Annotated in this window: 17 protein-coding genes; 13 read left to right on the top strand and 4 right to left on the bottom strand. The window is 47.2% G+C overall.

The window, feature by feature from the left end:
• Positions 1-14: 14 nt before the first annotated feature.
• The 3 genes from KI215_RS12545 to KI215_RS12535 all read right to left on the bottom strand — a co-directional run bounded on the left by KI215_RS12545 (position 15) and on the right by KI215_RS12535 (position 1,744).
• Positions 15-341: a cupin domain-containing protein gene (locus KI215_RS12545; protein WP_212773059.1), complete on the bottom strand. Its 327-nt coding sequence runs from the start codon at positions 339-341 to the stop codon at positions 15-17.
• Between the two features lie 5 nt (positions 342-346).
• Positions 347-808 carry a hemerythrin domain-containing protein gene (locus KI215_RS12540; RefSeq protein WP_246512111.1) on the bottom strand — a complete coding sequence of 154 codons (462 nt, stop codon included), beginning with the start codon at positions 806-808 and terminating at the stop codon, positions 347-349.
• Positions 809-1,048: 240 nt separating this feature from the next.
• Positions 1,049-1,744 (bottom strand): Crp/Fnr family transcriptional regulator, encoded by a 696-nt coding sequence (locus KI215_RS12535; protein WP_212773057.1) that lies wholly within the window; start codon positions 1,742-1,744, stop codon positions 1,049-1,051.
• A gap of 340 nt (positions 1,745-2,084) precedes the next feature.
• Between KI215_RS12535 and hmpA the strand changes: the two genes are divergently transcribed.
• The 3 genes from hmpA (at position 2,085) to KI215_RS12520 (ending at position 4,722) form a co-directional block, all read left to right on the top strand.
• Positions 2,085-3,308: an NO-inducible flavohemoprotein gene (gene hmpA, locus KI215_RS12530; RefSeq protein ID WP_212773056.1), complete on the top strand. Its 1,224-nt coding sequence runs from the start codon at positions 2,085-2,087 to the stop codon at positions 3,306-3,308.
• Positions 3,309-3,504: 196 nt separating this feature from the next.
• Complete coding sequence (locus KI215_RS12525) at positions 3,505-4,221, top strand: YwiC-like family protein (protein WP_212773055.1); 717 nt, start codon at positions 3,505-3,507, stop codon at positions 4,219-4,221.
• 138 nt (positions 4,222-4,359) lie between these two features.
• Positions 4,360-4,722: a DUF488 domain-containing protein gene (locus KI215_RS12520; RefSeq protein ID WP_212773054.1), complete on the top strand. Its 363-nt coding sequence runs from the start codon at positions 4,360-4,362 to the stop codon at positions 4,720-4,722.
• Between the two features lie 249 nt (positions 4,723-4,971).
• On the opposite strand, the gene KI215_RS12515 is transcribed toward KI215_RS12520, so the two are convergent.
• The gene (locus KI215_RS12515; RefSeq protein ID WP_212773053.1) at positions 4,972-5,667 is read right to left on the bottom strand and encodes a Crp/Fnr family transcriptional regulator; all 696 of its coding nucleotides are present in this window, start codon (positions 5,665-5,667) and stop codon (positions 4,972-4,974) included.
• Positions 5,668-6,179: 512 nt separating this feature from the next.
• On the opposite strand from KI215_RS12515, the gene adhP reads away from it, so the two are divergent.
• The 10 genes from adhP (at position 6,180) to KI215_RS12465 (ending at position 16,492) form a co-directional block, all read left to right on the top strand.
• Positions 6,180-7,190, top strand: a complete 1,011-nt coding sequence (gene adhP / locus KI215_RS12510) for an alcohol dehydrogenase AdhP (RefSeq protein WP_212775189.1) — start codon at positions 6,180-6,182, stop codon at positions 7,188-7,190.
• Between the two features lie 51 nt (positions 7,191-7,241).
• Positions 7,242-8,279 carry an aldo/keto reductase gene (locus KI215_RS12505; RefSeq protein ID WP_212773052.1) on the top strand — a complete coding sequence of 346 codons (1,038 nt, stop codon included), beginning with the start codon at positions 7,242-7,244 and terminating at the stop codon, positions 8,277-8,279.
• 533 nt (positions 8,280-8,812) lie between these two features.
• Complete coding sequence (locus KI215_RS12500) at positions 8,813-9,706, top strand: ubiquinol oxidase subunit II (protein WP_246512110.1); 894 nt, start codon at positions 8,813-8,815, stop codon at positions 9,704-9,706.
• Between the two features lie 37 nt (positions 9,707-9,743).
• Positions 9,744-11,687, top strand: a complete 1,944-nt coding sequence (gene qoxB, locus KI215_RS12495; RefSeq protein WP_212773051.1) for a cytochrome aa3 quinol oxidase subunit I — start codon at positions 9,744-9,746, stop codon at positions 11,685-11,687.
• A 12-nt stretch (positions 11,688-11,699) separates the two neighbouring features.
• The gene (locus tag KI215_RS12490; protein ID WP_212773050.1) at positions 11,700-12,317 is read left to right on the top strand and encodes a cytochrome (ubi)quinol oxidase subunit III; all 618 of its coding nucleotides are present in this window, start codon (positions 11,700-11,702) and stop codon (positions 12,315-12,317) included.
• Positions 12,314-12,628, top strand: a complete 315-nt coding sequence (locus tag KI215_RS12485; RefSeq protein WP_212773049.1) for a cytochrome C oxidase subunit IV family protein — start codon at positions 12,314-12,316, stop codon at positions 12,626-12,628. The genes KI215_RS12490 and KI215_RS12485 overlap by 4 nt, the downstream gene beginning before the upstream one ends.
• Before the next feature lie 22 nt (positions 12,629-12,650).
• Positions 12,651-13,571: a heme o synthase gene (locus tag KI215_RS12480; RefSeq protein ID WP_212773048.1), complete on the top strand. Its 921-nt coding sequence runs from the start codon at positions 12,651-12,653 to the stop codon at positions 13,569-13,571.
• A gap of 41 nt (positions 13,572-13,612) precedes the next feature.
• The gene (locus KI215_RS12475) at positions 13,613-14,560 is read left to right on the top strand and encodes a COX15/CtaA family protein (RefSeq protein ID WP_212773047.1); all 948 of its coding nucleotides are present in this window, start codon (positions 13,613-13,615) and stop codon (positions 14,558-14,560) included.
• Positions 14,561-14,611: 51 nt separating this feature from the next.
• Complete coding sequence (gene hemQ / locus KI215_RS12470) at positions 14,612-15,367, top strand: hydrogen peroxide-dependent heme synthase (RefSeq protein WP_212773046.1); 756 nt, start codon at positions 14,612-14,614, stop codon at positions 15,365-15,367.
• A gap of 378 nt (positions 15,368-15,745) precedes the next feature.
• Positions 15,746-16,492, top strand: a complete 747-nt coding sequence (locus KI215_RS12465; RefSeq protein WP_212773045.1) for an arginase family protein — start codon at positions 15,746-15,748, stop codon at positions 16,490-16,492.
• The last annotated feature ends 26 nt before the right edge of the window (positions 16,493-16,518 follow it).

The following is a 16,518-nucleotide window of genomic DNA, read 5'->3' as shown; positions in this document are numbered from 1 at the left end:
CGGCGTACCCGGTTTCACGCACGAATATTGCATCCGGTTTGGGAACCTGTTTTTATAACGAGCAAGCTGGAATCTTGTATCGCTTCAATATCATGTTCTTCAAACGGGTTCATATGGAGTAAGGAACCCGTTTTTAAGTGAAATCGCTGCTCAGATACGCCAAACCATACTTCCCCGCTGACTACATAAACGAGCACATGGCAGTTCGCATGGTGTCGGGGAATCTTTTTCCCCGCTTTTACTTGCAGGTTCACGACGACTCCCTGGTCAAAATCCAGCACTTGGGTACGGGAAATCCCTTTTTCCCCGGTAATTTCTTGTTTTATCTCCACAACTGTCATTGAAATCATCCCTTTCTGGTTGATGTATGAAGATGGACATCATGGGCGATCGCCGCTTTTTCCTCTTGAGTCAAAATCACGCTAAACAGTGGGAAAAGGTAATGATCCTCCTTCTCAATATGCTTTTTTAACAGATAGGCAAGCAGCCCCATCTTTTGTACGAGTTCCTGTGAAGGGTTTTCGGGATCATGATTTTGAAACAGGACCATCGCTTCCTGATAATGTTTTCGAATGATGTTGTGTTCGTTTTTTAATTTAGCAATGGGGCCCACTTCCGTCTCTGTGATATGATTTGCCAAACGAGAAAGAATATATTTTTCTTCGTACAAAAAATGATGCTCCAATTCATGAGCGATTGTATCCAAAGCCTTGTGATAAAGCTCGGTATGATAGCCTTCCCTCACCTGATCCATCAACTGACTTAAAGCAGCGTGTTCTTCGATAAAAGAATGCAGTTCGGGTGCCACGATCGATCGGATTTTTTCGAACTCCTGTGTATTTGTTTTTTTCCAATCCGTTAAATCGAGTTTGGGTTGATAGCTGGGTCTCGCCATATTGATTCTCCTCTCACGGAAAAATGGATACCAGTTGTATCACTGTGTACGATACCAACCTTCCATCTCGTTGCCCCGTGGCTCAATACAAATGTACATGAGTTGGATCAATCTCATTGTGATTTTTTGCATAAAAAAAGCCCCTGTTTTTTGTCATTCTTTAACAGGGGAGAGTGTACGTTGCAGTGCATCCGGATCGTAAATCAAGATGCCTTTTCGATTGATGTCAAGCAACTGATCTTTTTTTAGCTGATTGAGCACACGGTTGACCGATTCCCGTGACATTCCCAACATATTGGCAAAATCTTGATGGGTTAACGGAATGGAAACAAAAACACCATCCTCCCTCTGAGTCCCGTATTCCTCCACCAACCGTAACAAGGTGATCACAACTTTTCGATGGACATCGCCCGAAATCACCTCTTGCAAGCGTCTTTGCAAGTAAAGAAGCCTTTGATCCATCATTTTCATGACCGATTTTGCGATGAGCGGATTTGAATCCAACAATCGATCGAAATCGTCCATCGATATCGCTAACAATTGGCAGTCCGTAACAGTTACGGCTGTTCCGGGATACGGTGAATCGCCGAAAAATCCCACGTGGGGAAACATATCTCCTTTGTGCAGAAGACCCATGACCTGCTCGTTTCCGTTTTTCTCGACCCTTGTGACCTTGACAATTCCCGATTGAATGAAGTAAACCGTGCGAAACGGTTGTCCCTCCACAAAGATCGTTGAATGCTTTCGATAGTGTCGTAAAACCGTAATATGAGAGATTTTCTCCAATTCATCATTTGTCAATCCACTGAACAAAGGAACACGTTTGAGAATCTCGAAATTGCGGTCCATCCATACCGCCTCCACATTTTTTATGCGGTAGTGGCAGCAAAGCTGCAATCAGATATTGTTCTCCCAATCAAATTGTGCCCAAAAAATGCAATACGATATCCCTTTGCGTAGTCAATGACAAAACTCCAACCGTAATATTGACTTTCTGTGAACGAACTATTTTTTGTGATATCCATCACAATTACTTTGTCCGATACCGCTTACACTTATTTACATAAACAAAGCTACACTGGAAACACTGTGTAACATCAATGCTTATCAAAATGACGAGCATCAAGTATAGCGTGAAAAAAAGGAAATCTTATTATTGATCTCTTACTATGAAGGGGGATATTTTGAAATGATTGAGACCCATAGCATAGAAATCGTCAAATCAACAGCTCCGGTACTTCAAAAAAACAGTGAGGCAATCGGTAAACGTTTTTATCAATTACTGTTTGAAAGTCACCCGGAGTTGTACAATATCTTTAATCAGACAAACCAAAAACGAGGTGTACAGCAGCGAGCTCTTGCTCATTCTGTTTACATATGCGGAGAACACATGGATCATTTAGATGCGATCAAACCGATCATCTTAAGGATTTGTCATAAGCATCGGGCCATTGGTATTGTGCCAGAGCATTATCCCATTGTAGGTAAACATCTGATTCAAGCAGTGAAGGATGTATTGGGCAATCAAGTAACGGAAGAGATCATTCAGGCTTGGGAAAAAGCTTATCAATACATCGCCGACATATTCATAGAGATTGAACAAGAATTGTATGATCAAGCTAGGGCACAAGAAGGCGGTTGGGAAGGTTTTCGGGAATTTGTGGTGGTGAAAAAGGTAAAAGAAAGTGACGTGATCAATTCGTTCTATTTAAAACCTGCGGATGGAAAAGCAATCGCGCAATTTCAACCTGGGCAATACTTAACCTTAAAGGCAAAAATACCAGGCGAAAAATATACGCATATTCGCCACTACAGTTTATCAGATGCTCCCGGTAAGGATTATTACCGTATCAGTGTCAAACGCGAAGATGCGCGTAATGGGAACCCTGCTGGGATTGTATCCAATTACCTGCATCGGAATATTCAAGAGGGTGGCATTTTAGAATTTAGCTCCCCTGCTGGGGATTTTATTCTGAATACCAAATCAATGAATCCAGTTGTGTTGATCAGCGGAGGCGTAGGCCTAACGCCAATGATTAGCATGTTAAACACGATTATCGAAAAACAGCCCGGTCGAAAAGTGACTTACATTCATGCAGCGATCAATGGAAGACATCACGCCATGAAGGAACACGTTGCCCGTTTGGCATCCCAAAATAGCAATATCCGATCATATGTCTGTTATGAATCACCAACCGAAGAAGACCGGAGGACTGAATCCTTCGATAAAGAAGGGTTTATTGATCAGGCGTGGTTAGAGTCCATTTTGGATAATACTCAAGGAGAGTTTTATCTATGCGGGCCCATTCCATTTATGCAAGTCATTTACCGGGCGCTTAGACAAATGGATATTCCCAAAGAGCGGATCCACTATGAAGCCTTTGGCCCAATGAGTACATTGGGTGAGGATTAAGAGTACCGCTACATCTCTGATGTGAGGATAATATAGAAAAATATGGATTTTATCTTGGCTTGAGCTTCTTCTCAAGCCATTCTCCATTTTCGGGAAGATGAAAAGAACCGATTGCAACAACGGGTGTCAGGGAGGTCTTCCGGTATAATAAAGTACTGTATCCGGTATTTCTGGTATGATGACAAGGTGATGATAGATGAAATGGGTCATTCCGCACGAACACGGCGGTTGGGTGATGTTGACCGCTCCGTTCCTGTTGGGAACACTGTTGGGACAACCCCGGCCGGAGCATCTGCTTCTCTTTTCTGCTTGGTTTTTCTTTTATTTGGCCTCATACGCTGTTACGCAATGGGTGAAAAGGAAAGAAAAACGTTACTTGGTCTGGGGAAGTGCTTATTGGCTGATCGGTTTTTTGTCGGTACTTCTTCCTCTATGGAAAGAGCCGGTTTTGTGGCTGTTTGCCCCGTTATTTTGTACGGTTTACGCCATTAATCTTTATTTTGTTACACGGCGGCGTGAGCGCGCTATGCTGAATGATATTTGTGCCATCCTGGGTTTTGCCGCGGGCGGGGTTGCCGCTTATGTATTTGGCACTGGTAAGTGGGATGCGACAGCATTTTGGCTTTTCTTTTATACTGTGCTTTATTTTGTCGGAACCGTTTTCTTCGTGAAGTCGGTGATTCGCGAAAGAAAGAACCCCCACTGGATGAAATATGCCAAACTCTATAGTTCTTTATCCGTTTTGATGCCGCTGATACTGGGACAGGCTAAACTTGCTTTGGTTTTTATATTTCCACTGATCCGCCTGTGGATCTGGGGTGGAAAAGAGATCACCCCAAAACAAGCGGGAATCATAGAATTTGCCAATGCGTTACAATTTGTTGCCTTAACTGTCGTGCTCATGGTAATGTGAATCGTTTTTGTGAGTGGCGAGGGGGGATATTTTTCCCATACGACGATTTGACACATTTTTGGACACAAAAAATGAACCGGCATCCTGAATACTGAAGCTCAAGGTGCCAGTTCCCGTGAAAAGGAGGGGAGTTTCCATATGATACGGCTGAAACGGATATACGATTCTCCGAATGAAACCGATGGCTTTCGCATATTGGTTGATCGGCTGTGGCCGCGCGGCGTTAAAAAAGTTACGGCGGCGATCGATTGTTGGGCCCGAGAGTTGGCCCCTTCTGACGATTTGCGTAAAAAGTACCACCGCGACCGTGATTTTGGAGAATTCCGGGAAGCGTATCTGCACGAACTCGATACACCGGAAAAAGTCGAAGCATGGCGCCGCATTTTGAATAAAGCCGCTGGTAAATTGATCACATTTCTCTATGCGAGTAAGGAAAGGGAAAGAAATAATGCCGTGGTCTTGAAGGAATGGGTCGAAAAACAAGTCAAATGTGACGCTTAACACACTTTGTGGTAGTGGTAATGCCCGGTGTAACAATGAGTAAGTCTTCTGAAAAAAATCACGATCCACTCTGTGTGCCTCCAAAACAATAGGTAAATATGTTAACCAGATTGACATCAGTTACTTGAGTACGGGAAATCCCTTTTTACCCGGTAATTTCTTGTTTGATCTCCACAACTGTCATCGAAATCAACCCTTTCTGGATCAATCTCATTGTGATTTTTTGCATAAAAAAGCCCCTGTTTTTTGTCATTCTTTAACAGGGGAGAGTGTACGTTGCAGTGCATCCGGATCGTAAATCAAGATGCCTTTTCGATTGATGTCAAGCAACTGATCTTTTTTTAGCTGATTGAGCACACGGTTGACCGATTCCCGTGACATTCCCAACATATTGGCAAAATCTTGATGGGTTAACGGAATGGAAACAAAAACACCATCCTCCCTCTGAGTCCCGTATTCCTCTGCCAGCCGTAACAAGGTCACCACAACTTTTTGATGGACATCTCCCGAAATCACATCTTGCAAGCGTCTTTGCAAATAAAGAAGCCTTTGATCCATCATTTTCATGACTGATTTTGCGATGAGCGGATTTGAATCCAACAATCGATCGAAATCGTCCATTGATATCGCTAACAATTGGCAGTCCGTGACAGTTACGGCCGTTCCGGGATACGGTGAATCGCCGAAAAATCCCACGTGGGGAAACATATCCCCTTGTCGCAGAAGGCAGATGACCTGCTCGTTTCCGTTTTTCTCTACCTTTGTGACCTTGACGATTCCCGATTGAATGAAGTAAACCGTGCTAAATGGCTGCCCTTCCACAAAGATCGTTGAATTCTTTCGATAGTGCCGTAAAACCGCAATACGAACGATTTTTTCCAAATCTTCATCTGTCAATTCACTGAACAGCGGGACATATTTGAGAATCTCGAATTTACGGTCCATCCATACCGCCTCACTTTTTTGGGGGAGTGGCAGCAAAGTTGCAACCAGGTATCGTTCTTCCAAACAAATTTTTCCCAATAAAATTCAATACGATATCCCTCTGTGTAGTCAATGACAAAACTCCAACCGTAATGTTGACTTTCTGTGAACGATCGTGAAACATATCACATTCGCATTTTCCGATACCACTTACGTTAAGTATATCCGTAATGTAGATTTTCTGTGAACGACCCATTTTTTGTGAAATCCATCACATTACCTTTCTCCAACTCGGCTTACGCTGATGTACACAGGCAACATTTTCAGCATGATGATGGGAGTGTGAAACCTTTGAAAAACACATGGGGCCCTAATTGACGAGAGTGAGGGGTTGGCCGTATCCATCGCGGATGGTGACCGTGGTCATCTTCGCTGATATCCGATACGCCCAACCATTCTCCCGTCGCCCTAATGGCACAATCTTGGCGATCATGCTTTTTTGGGAGGTGCGATCTGAAGAGATGGTTAAAAAAATACTGGCCGCGGTTATACGGGACTTTGCGGAACCGGTTCGCATTGAGGAAGTGAATATTCCGGAACCCGGAGTGGGACAGGTTCGTGTAAAAGTCGAAGCCTCAGGATTGTGCCACACTGATATTCACGCGGCCAAAGGGGAGTGGCCGGTCAAACCGAAATTGCCCTTTATCCCGGGACATGAAGGGATCGGTATCGTGGAGGCGGTGGGAAAAGGAGTAACGGGGATCAAGGAAGGGGACCGGGTGGCTCTCCCTTGGCTGGGTTACGCATGCGGAAATTGTGAATATTGCAACTCCGGCTGGGAGACGTTGTGCCAGTCCCAGTTTAACACCGGTTACTCCATCGACGGCACCCACGCCGAATACACCATCAGCTACGCCAAACACATCGTCAAGGTGCCTAACGGCATCAACCCGCTGGATGCGGCGCCCTTGACCTGCGCCGGGGTGACCACCTACAAGGCGGTGAAGATGTCCGGTGCCAGACCGTCGGACCTCGTGGCCATCTTCGGCATCGGCGGGCTCGGCCACCTGGCCCTACAATACGCCAAAGTGACAGGGGCGACGGTGGTGGCTGTCGATCTCTTCAATAAGAAGTTGCAACTGGCCAAGGAGCTGGGAGCGGACTATGTGGTCAACGCCCGGTACCAGGACCCTGTGGAAGAGATCAAGAAACTGGGTGGCGCCGATGCAGCCATCAGCGTGGCTGTCTCGCCCAAGGCCTTTGAGCAAGCTTTCCATTCTCTGCGCCGCGGCGGCCGCCTCGTCCTTGTTGCGTTGCCAGCGGACAACTACGTGCAGCTTCCCATTTTTGAGACCGTTTTCAACGGTATCCAGGTGATTGGGTCCATCGTAGGTACCCGCACCGATCTGGAGGAAACGTTCCAATTGCATGCGGAGGGGCGGACAAAAGTCATCTATGAGACCAGACACCTTCATCAAGTGCACGAAGCCTTTGAAGAAGTAGAAAAAGCGCAAGCGAAAGCACGACTGGTCTTCAAATTTTAATTACCCCATCGCACCGTGTGACGGTGAAGATACGAGAAGGAGGTTATTTAGATGAAATACCGCAAAATGCCTGGCATTGATACGCTCGTCTCTGAAGTTGGTTTCGGCGTTTGGTCCGTTGCCACACCATGGTGGGGTGTCAAAGACGATATGCTCGGAAAACGCCTGTTGCGCATGGCATATGAAGATTACGGCATTACGTTTTTTGACACCGCGGACGTGTACGGCCAAGGCAAAGGAGAAACCCTCTTGGCGGAAGCGTTGGAAGGACTTCGCGACAAAGTGGTGATCGCCACCAAATTCGGCTACGATATCTATGCCAAACGGGGCGACCGACACGGCAGACACTCTGAATTGCCTCAGCGGTGGGATGCCGCCTCGATCCGTCAATCCTGCGAAGAGAGCCTACGCCGATTGAAGACCGACGTGATCGACATCTACCAATTGCATAACGCACGAATGGAAGCGATCCAGAGTGAGGAAGTGCTGGAAACGCTGGAACGTTTGAAGGAAGAAGGAAAAATCCGCACCTACGGTGTCGCTTTGGGACCGGACCTTGGCTGGCGGGACGAGGGATTGGCCACGCTCCGTGACAAGCGGTATGACATGGCGCAAATCATTCACAACTTGCTGGAGCAAGATCCTGCCCGTGATCTGATCCGGGAGGCCGAAAAGCTGAACAAATCCTTGATTGTCCGCGTTCCGCATGCATCAGGTCTCCTCGACGGCACCTATGATCCGGACAAGCATTTCGATAAACGAGACCACCGCTCCCACCGACCGATCGAGTGGATGAAAACCGGACTGGACGCGGTTCGACGGTTGAAATTCCTGTACGAAGGAACGGACCGGACCATCGGTCAAGCAGCCATTCTCTTCTCTTTGGCTAGCCCTGTGATCAAATCGGTCTTGCCCAATATCACCAGTGAAGAGAACTTGCGCGAATTTGCGGAGGCGACGGAGAAAACGCCGCTTACAGAAGAGGAACTGAAGATGATCGAAGAGTTGTGGGAAACTGGCATGAAAGAGCAATTGAAACAGCCGTTCTCCAACAGCAAAATCAAGCCGACACCCGTGGCGGCCCGTTAATCACTGCAGCGGGAAACGCAAATATCTTCTTGAGTTCGGGCGTGTCTGTTTATTCCGTGATAGGGAGAGGTTTTCCCGGATGAGCGAGTCTTGAGCCCAACCGAACGATGAACCGGTAAAGCGTGAGGATCGAATCACGGGTCATTTCCTCTATGAAGCGCACTTTGTCTTTCCGGTTCAGAGGCCATGGTCTGCTTCCGGGCAGGGTGCGGGCGAGCAAGCTGGGAAAACAATGCGGACACGCCCTGTTAAGTGACAAAATTGTAACCGCAATGTCGATATTCTGTGAACACCTCTTTCTTTTGTGACATCCATCACAATAGCTTAGCCCGATAACGCTTACACTCTTTTACACAGACAAAATTCAGTTTCACTATGAAATATGGTTTATGAGTGGTTAAGGACAAAACGATAACGAACGCCGGTATTCTGTGGACAGCCTTTTTGTGAAATTCATCACATTCACTTCGTCTGATACCGCTTACATCATTCCACAGACAAAAATTCAGTCTGACTATGGGAGTGTGAAACCTGTGAAGAAAACGGGGATATCAAGTCGGCTAAAACAAGTTCTTTTCAGCTTCGCTCTGTTATTCCTGTTGACCGGATGCAGTGACCGATTTGTCCTTCTCGATCCTGCCGGTCCTGTCGCGCGAACTGAAAATTGGAACATCATGATTACCTTTCTTTTGTCTATGCTAGTTGTGATTCCCGTCCTGGCCATTATGGTGTATGTGGTGTATCGTTACCGGGATCGTCCCGGGAACAAGGCACCTTACACTCCAAATTGGGATGATAGCAAAATTCTGGAAGTAATCTGGTGGGGCATTCCCATACTGATCGTCGCCATTCTTGGAGTATTTACCGTTCGTGATACATTTGCCCTGACCCGTCCGCCATCCAATCAAAAGCCAATGACCATTCAAGTGGTTTCGTTGGATTGGAAGTGGATGTTTTTCTATCCTGAATCGAACATCGCGACGGTCAATTACGTTGAAATTCCTGCTGGAGTACCTGTGCAATTCGTGTTGACGGCAGACGCACCCATGAACTCGTTTTGGGTACCGCAGTTGGGCGGACAGATGTACACCATGCCGGGAATGGAGATGTACCTGTGGCTGCAGGCAGACCGTCCCGGAGTATACGACGGTAAAGGAGCCAACTTTACTGGAAAAGGATTTGCGCACATGAACTTTCAAGTGGTCGCCAAACCGCAGGCTGAGTTTGAGTTGTGGGTGAAAAGTGTCAAAGCATCTGCACCTCCTTTGACGAAGGAAAAATACAATCAGCTCGTCAAGCCAAGCATTGCCGACAAACAGCTTTATTCCTCGTATCCGGCAACACTGTATAGAGAGATTGTCGATAAAAACGGTGGAATGTACTGGCGCATGCATCATGGAGAGCATGAGAGCCATGAGCACCATTAATTGTTTGTAGAAGAGAGGAGAAAGGTGGGAAATCAGGATGATCAATCAGATTGTGGAATATTTGCGGAATGCTGACCCGTTGATTCAGATGTCAGCGGTTGCCGCTGTTTTGACACTGCTGGGCATCATATTTGCGTTGACGTACTTCAAGAAATGGGGATGGCTGTGGCGCGAGTGGATTACCACCGTTGATCATAAAAAGATCGGGATCATGTATCTGATTTGCGCTCTGCTGATGCTGTTTCGAGGCGGCGTAGACGCTCTTCTCATGCGAACCCAACTTGCCTTTCCAAATATGAACTTTTTGGATTCACAACATTACAATGAAATCTTTTCTACGCACGGAACCATCATGATTTTGTTCGTGGCGATGCCTTTGATTTTTGCCATGATGAACATCGCGGTTCCTCTGCAAATCGGAGCACGTGACGTAGCGTTTCCTTTCTTGAACGCAGTAAGTTTTTGGTTGTTTTTCTTTGGCGCTCTGTTGTTTAACCTTTCCTTTATCCTCGGGGGTTCCCCCGATGCAGGATGGGTAAGTTATCCGCCACTCGCAGAGTTGTCACATAGCCCTGGTCCCGGAATCAATTATTACGTTCTGTCTCTGCAAATTTCCGGGATTGGAAGTATTGCAACGGGGATCAACTTTATCGTTACGATTCTTAAAATGCGTGCGCCCGGCATGACGCTCATGAAGATGCCGCTGTTTTGTTGGTCTGTTCTTGCATCTTGTATTGTCATTATCTTTGCCTTTCCCGCTTTGACTGTCGCACTTGCGCTTTTGGGAATGGACCGGATTTTCGGAACCCATTTCTTTACGATGCTTCATGGCGGAAATCCGATGATGTACGTCAACCTCTTTTGGGTTTGGGGACACCCGGAAGTGTATATTGCGATTCTTCCTGTTTACGGCATTCTTTCTGAGGTCGTCAGCACATTCAGCCGGAAACGGATTTTCGGCTACAAATCGATGGTTGCCTCTCTCATGTTGATCAGCGTGATCAGCTACTTTGTCTGGGTACACCACTTCTTTACGATGGGTGCAGGTCCGGGGGTAAATAGTTTCTTTGCGGTTGCTTCCATGGCTGTTGGCATCCCTACAGGGGTAAAAGTTTTCAACTGGCTGTTTACGATGTTTCGAGGTCGGATTCGACTCACATTGCCGATGCTCTGGTCGCTTACCTTTATCCCCTGTTTTGCGGTCGGTGGAGCAACCGGGATTATGTTGGCGTCGGCACCTGCAGATTACCAGTTTCACAACAGTTATTTTGTGATCGCTCACTTCCACCAGACCTTGATTGGTGGGGCGGTATTTGGGTTACTTGCAGGGATGTATTACTGGTGGCCGAAAATGTTTGGCTTCAAACTCAACGAAACCCTCGGCAAATGGGCGTTCTGGTTCTTCAACATCGGATTTTACGTTTGTTTCATGCCGCAATACGCGCTGGGATTCATGGGAATGACCCGACGTGTGTACACGTATCCCGCTGAAACAGGGTGGGGAACACTCAATTTTGTTTCAACCATTGGTGCGTATTTGATGGGGATCGGATTTCTCTTTATCGTCGTTCAAATCCTTTACAGCATCCGCTATGGGGAACGCGATACGACAGGGGATCCATGGGATGGCCGCACATTGGAATGGTCTCTTCCGTCACCTGTCCCACACTATAATTTTGCGCAAATCCCCACAGTAAATGAACGTGATGCCTGGTGGGAGATGAAACAACAGCGGAAAGAAGGCATTCTGCCGCCGACGAAAGAACCATTGAAACCCATTCACATGCCGAACAATTCATCTCTGCCTTTCTTCATGGGATTGGCGTTCTTTGTCGCCGGATTCGGTTTGGTCTTTAACCAATTCATAATCGCTACAGTCGGGCTGATCGGTGTGGTGGTGTGCATGCTGTGGCGTTCGCTTGAAAAAGATACGGGCCACTGGATTTCCGTTGACGAAATCAAGCAAATGGAAGCGTCATAAGGGGGTTGTAATATGGCTGAAGTAACCGGAAGCCCGATCTCCAATCAGCAGTTATTTGAACATGGCATGGAAGAAGAAGAAAAACACATCCTTGGTTTCTGGATTTTCTTGGCTTCTGATCTTGTGCTGTTTGCTTGTCTGTTTGCCACCTATCTCTTACTGCGCACGCATACGGATGGGGGGCCAACGGAGGCGCAGCTGTTTGACATTCCGATGTTTACGCTTGAAACCTTTATCTTGTTAACCAGCAGTTTTACCTGTGGACTGGCTGTGCGTGAAATGCGTAATGGCCATTTAGGACGGCTCATGGGGTGGCTGGCTGTGACCATCTTGCTCGGTCTCGCGTTTGTCGGGATCGAGGTCTATGAATTTATCACTTATTCGTTGGAAGGGGCCACGATGCAGCGCAGTGCGTTCCTGTCCGGGTTCTTCACTCTGGTGGGCACACACGGTCTTCATGTGTCCCTGGGGATCGTCTGGATGGTCTCTGTCGGGATCCAGCTGATTCGTGATCGGATCCAACCCACGACAGCCCGGAAATTATTCAACGCTGGATTGTATTGGCACTTCCTGGATGTGGTATGGGTGATGATCTTTACGGTCGTTTATCTCATGGGGGTGATGAAATGATGAACAAAGAACATTTATCAAAGAAGACTTTCCCTTGGGCGCATGTGATCGGCTATGTCGGATCCATTGTGCTGACGGTTTTGGCGCTGTGGTTCACTGTGAAAGCTCCCTTGTCCCAAGGGAGCATCATTACCATCTTATTGGCACTGGCCATCCTTCAGATCCTGATACAATTGATCTTCTTTATGCATATCACAGAAAGCCGCGGTCCGGCTTATCATTCCATTGCGATCGCACTCGGGTTTTTGTTTACGTTTGCCGTTGTTGCCGGATCGTTATGGGTCATGACTTTTAATTCCCAGGTTCAATGATCCCCAGTGAGGAGTGGGAAAGATGTCGGCTCCGTTGTTGGATTCTGTTCAATCACCGCCACGGACCTTTTTGATAGTGATGAAGAAATTTAAAGCATACCTTGCATTGACCAAACCGCGGATTGCGATCTTCATGATTTTTACGGCGATCTGCGCAGCAATCGTGGCCAAAGGAGAATGGCCCGATGTCTGGACAATGGCCGCAATGTCAATAGGTCTGGCTCTGTCTGCCGCAGGGGCGTCAGCGATTAACATGTGGTACGACCGTGACATTGACAAAATCATGAAGCGAACGATGGGTCGACCGCTTCCGACCGGACAGCTCCGGCCGCGATCTGCGCTGTTCTTCGGCATCGGATTGGAACTGTTGTCTCTGATTTGGCTCTGGGTGTTTGTTAACGGTCTGTCGTCGATATTGTCACTCGCCGGTTTTTTGTATTACACAGTGATTTACACCATGTGGCTGAAAAGAAAAACACCGCAAAATATTGTGATCGGGGGTGGGGCCGGCGCCATTCCGCCCATGATTGGCTGGTCGGCAGTGACGGGGAATATCGGCTGGCCGGCCGTGATCATGTTCGCGATGATCTTCTTTTGGACCCCTCCCCATTTCTGGCCGCTGGCGATCGTGAAAAATGACGAATATGTACGTGCAGGCGTTCCGATGATGCCGGCCGTTCGGGGCAAAAGGAACACGAAAAGACAGTGCTTGTTTTACACCTTCGTTCTTTTACTCACTACTTTCAGCCTGTATTTCACCGGTGCTGTGGGTGGATTTTATCTGACAGTCGCAATCCTGTCCGGCTTGTACTTTTTGTACTATCACTTGCGCATGTGGTATGAACCAGATGATCGCACCATGTGGGCGAAACGAACATTTTTCGCTTCCCTGTTTTACTTGGCGGTTTTGTTTGCCTCTATGGCGATTGATTCACTGCTTTAGTTCTTCGTTTTCTCCTGAAAAGGGGAGGGGGCTGTTAAGTTATGATAAAATCTGATGAGAAACCGACCAACCTCTTTCCATTGGCGCTCGTCACTCTTGTAGGGTTGTTTTTAGTCAATATCTTAGGTTTTATTGACACCCAAACCGGTTCAGAGCTAGGATGTGGGAGAGACTGGCCGTTTTGTAAGGGAGGGATCATTCCTGCCGAGTGGGATCTTCATACGGCTATTGAGTTTATCCATCGATTGATTGTGGTCATTGATCTCGTTCTTTTGGTCTTTCTGACTGTAGCCACATGGAAACGATACCGAACAAGAAAAGAGATCCGGGTTCTTATGGGAATCTGTTTTGCTGGCTTTGTAGGGGAAGCTGCTCTGGGAGCGATGACTGTTTTATTTGATAATCCCCCTTCAGTGCTAGCCCTTCATATGGGATTGTCACTCGTCTCATTTACCGCTTTGTATTTGTGGACGGCTATCCTTCGGCAGATCGAAACCGGAAAAGACCAAATGCTTGTCGTACACAAGACCGACCGTGTGAAACAGTTGGGTAAATGGGCATGGGGAACGTTCATCTACTGTTTTTTGGTCATCTATTTTGGTGCGTATGTTTCGTTCACTGGATCGGGAGTCTATTTCCAGGGATGGCCCTTTCCAACGGAGTCCTATAGTCAAGTGCGTGAAGCCTTGTTCATTGATTTGACTCACCGACTTATGGCTTTTGTGTTGCTGTTACTGATTTTAAGATTAAACCTCTTGGCTTATCGGATACGCTTAGAAAGAAAAGATTTATGGGCCGGGAGCCGTCACACTCTTCTTCTAGCTGTTCTGCAAATACTCAGCGGTGCATTGCTGATTATCACAAAGTTACACTTAATGGCGTTTCTCCTCCATGTATCGATCGTGACCCTTTTGGTGTGCTCGTTAAGTTTGCTGGGATTCAAAACAATGCTTTCCACAAGGGGGCTGACCACCCATCCGAGCGGGTAACCCTCAATAGGTTCATAACGAAAAATCAATCTCGAAAAGGAAGTGAAAAAAATGAGCCAAGCTGTAAGCACCTACGAAGGATGGTATGTCTACCATGATTTTCGCAAGATCGATTGGAACAAATGGAAATCAATCAACCCCTCAGAACGGGAACAAATGATTCAGGAGTTGCTTGAGACCATCCAGAAATGGTCATCGGTTGAGAACAACCGTAAAGGCAGCTTTGGTCAATATGCCATCCTTGGGCATAAAGCGGATCTTTTGTTTGTCCATCTTCGCCCCACAATCGACGAATTAAACGAAGTAAAGTTGCAGTTTGATAAACTGGATTTTGCTGATGTCACATCAACTCCCTATTCCTTTACTTCCGTTGTTGAACTCAGTTCTTACACGATTCCCCCGGGTACCGATCCTTTTAGTGATCCTGCTTTCCGGGAACGTCTCGAACCAATCCTGCCAAAGACGCAATATGTATGTTTCTATCCCATGAATAAACGGAGACTGGGGGACGATAACTGGTATATGCTCTCAGTGGAAGAACGCAGAAAAATGATGAAAAGCCACGGAATGATCGGCCGTTCGTATGCGGGAAGGGTTCGGCAGATCATTACAGGCGCAATCGGCTTCGATGATTGGGAATGGGGAGTCTCCTTGTTTTCTGACGACCCCTTGACTTTCAAAAAACTGGTAACTGAAATGAGATTTGATGAGGTAAGTGCGCGATTTGGAGAATTTGGCCCCTTTTATGTCGGTTGCAGGTTGACGAGTGACGGATTGACCTCTTTGCTCAGCGACAATATCAAGTGATCCATTTGAGAGAGGAAGCGAAACCCTCTTCTTGAAGTGATGGACAAACCCTCGACTTTTTCGAAAGAAATGGCCGAGGGTTTGGTATCTCAGGGAAACGAGCGACAATACCTAAGCCTGACGAGCATCGATTTGGAAAGCGCAGGAGCAAGCTCGCGGGCAACTTTCCTTATGAAGCGTAATTTGCCCGCGACCCGCTTCCTGTAGTACCTTTTTGTTTCCTGGCAGACACAGGAGAAGCGAGCGAGGATAGATTGCCCCTCTCTTAACTCCTTTTTATCATTTTAGTATATTTATGTTGACCAAAGTTCATATCTCCACCTCATGTAAGGAAACCTGATCGTTCATTTCGTTTTCGCAAGGAAAGGAAGGATGATCATGGGACTCCTTCATCATGACGTGACGTTGTTGAACTTTGGCGACGCTTATCCCTGGCAACGTAAACTGTCAGGTTTTGCTGACGAATGGATTGAGCTTACGGACATCTCGGAGGCCAATCTGTTTTGCGCAAAAAAGGCGTTGAAAGAAATTGGCCACAGGTTGTCCGACCGGACCAGTCGCGGGATCACGTTTATCGGAAACGGAAATTATCACTATGTCACATATCTTTTGCTCAGCGAAATCAACCGGCCGTTCAGCCTCGTCTTGTTTGATAATCACACCGACGCGAAGCTTTCGGACGACATGTCCGGGCTGTTGTCGTGCGGATCGTGGGTGGCCGAGGCGGCAGCGCGTTTACCGCATCTGCGGAAAGTGCTGATTGTCGGGGTTTGCGCGAAGCAAAATCTCGATTCCCCTGAATCGCATGGTAAAATCGTCCTCTGGCCAGACACAGGTGAACCGCAGAAGCTGCTTTCCTCGATTCCGACCGAAGACGTTTACATCAGTATCGACAAAGACGTATTGGATCGTGCTTTTGCCGTAACCAACTGGGATCATGGAAATATGCATCTGCGGGAGCTGATCGTATCACTGCAAACACTTGTTCGGCAGAAGAACGTCATTGGAATCGACGTCTGCGGCGAACTGCCGGTCCCCCCTGCTGATGTCTGGCGTCACACCGATCAACTCCGGCTGAACGAACAGACCAATCTGGCGATCCTCCAATCTGTACTGTGCGCGTAGTCCATCCCCCAAAATAAACACCACGA

The sequence above is a fragment of the Polycladomyces abyssicola genome, from assembly GCF_018326425.1.
Taxonomy (GTDB): Bacteria; Bacillota; Bacilli; order Thermoactinomycetales; family JIR-001; genus Polycladomyces; species Polycladomyces abyssicola.
The sequence above is the reverse complement of the archived record's forward strand: the minus strand, read 5'-3'. Positions and strand labels throughout refer to the sequence as shown.

Excerpts from the sequence above, each read along its gene's own strand:
- KI215_RS12545 (WP_212773059.1), bottom strand. The coding sequence starts at position 341 with ATGACAGTTGTGGAGATAAAACAAGAAATTACCGGGGAAAAAGGGATT.
- KI215_RS12535 (WP_212773057.1), bottom strand. The coding sequence starts at position 1,744 with ATGGACCGCAATTTCGAGATTCTCAAACGTGTTCCTTTGTTCAGTGGA.
- hmpA (WP_212773056.1), top strand. The coding sequence starts at position 2,085 with ATGATTGAGACCCATAGCATAGAAATCGTCAAATCAACAGCTCCGGTA.
- KI215_RS12525 (WP_212773055.1), top strand. The coding sequence starts at position 3,505 with ATGAAATGGGTCATTCCGCACGAACACGGCGGTTGGGTGATGTTGACC.
- KI215_RS12520 (WP_212773054.1), top strand. The coding sequence starts at position 4,360 with ATGATACGGCTGAAACGGATATACGATTCTCCGAATGAAACCGATGGC.
- KI215_RS12515 (WP_212773053.1), bottom strand. The coding sequence starts at position 5,667 with ATGGACCGTAAATTCGAGATTCTCAAATATGTCCCGCTGTTCAGTGAA.
- KI215_RS12505 (WP_212773052.1), top strand. The coding sequence starts at position 7,242 with ATGAAATACCGCAAAATGCCTGGCATTGATACGCTCGTCTCTGAAGTT.
- qoxB (WP_212773051.1), top strand. The coding sequence starts at position 9,744 with ATGATCAATCAGATTGTGGAATATTTGCGGAATGCTGACCCGTTGATT.
- KI215_RS12490 (WP_212773050.1), top strand. The coding sequence starts at position 11,700 with ATGGCTGAAGTAACCGGAAGCCCGATCTCCAATCAGCAGTTATTTGAA.
- KI215_RS12485 (WP_212773049.1), top strand. The coding sequence starts at position 12,314 with ATGATGAACAAAGAACATTTATCAAAGAAGACTTTCCCTTGGGCGCAT.
- KI215_RS12480 (WP_212773048.1), top strand. The coding sequence starts at position 12,651 with ATGTCGGCTCCGTTGTTGGATTCTGTTCAATCACCGCCACGGACCTTT.
- KI215_RS12475 (WP_212773047.1), top strand. The coding sequence starts at position 13,613 with ATGATAAAATCTGATGAGAAACCGACCAACCTCTTTCCATTGGCGCTC.
- hemQ (WP_212773046.1), top strand. The coding sequence starts at position 14,612 with ATGAGCCAAGCTGTAAGCACCTACGAAGGATGGTATGTCTACCATGAT.
- KI215_RS12465 (WP_212773045.1), top strand. The coding sequence starts at position 15,746 with ATGGGACTCCTTCATCATGACGTGACGTTGTTGAACTTTGGCGACGCT.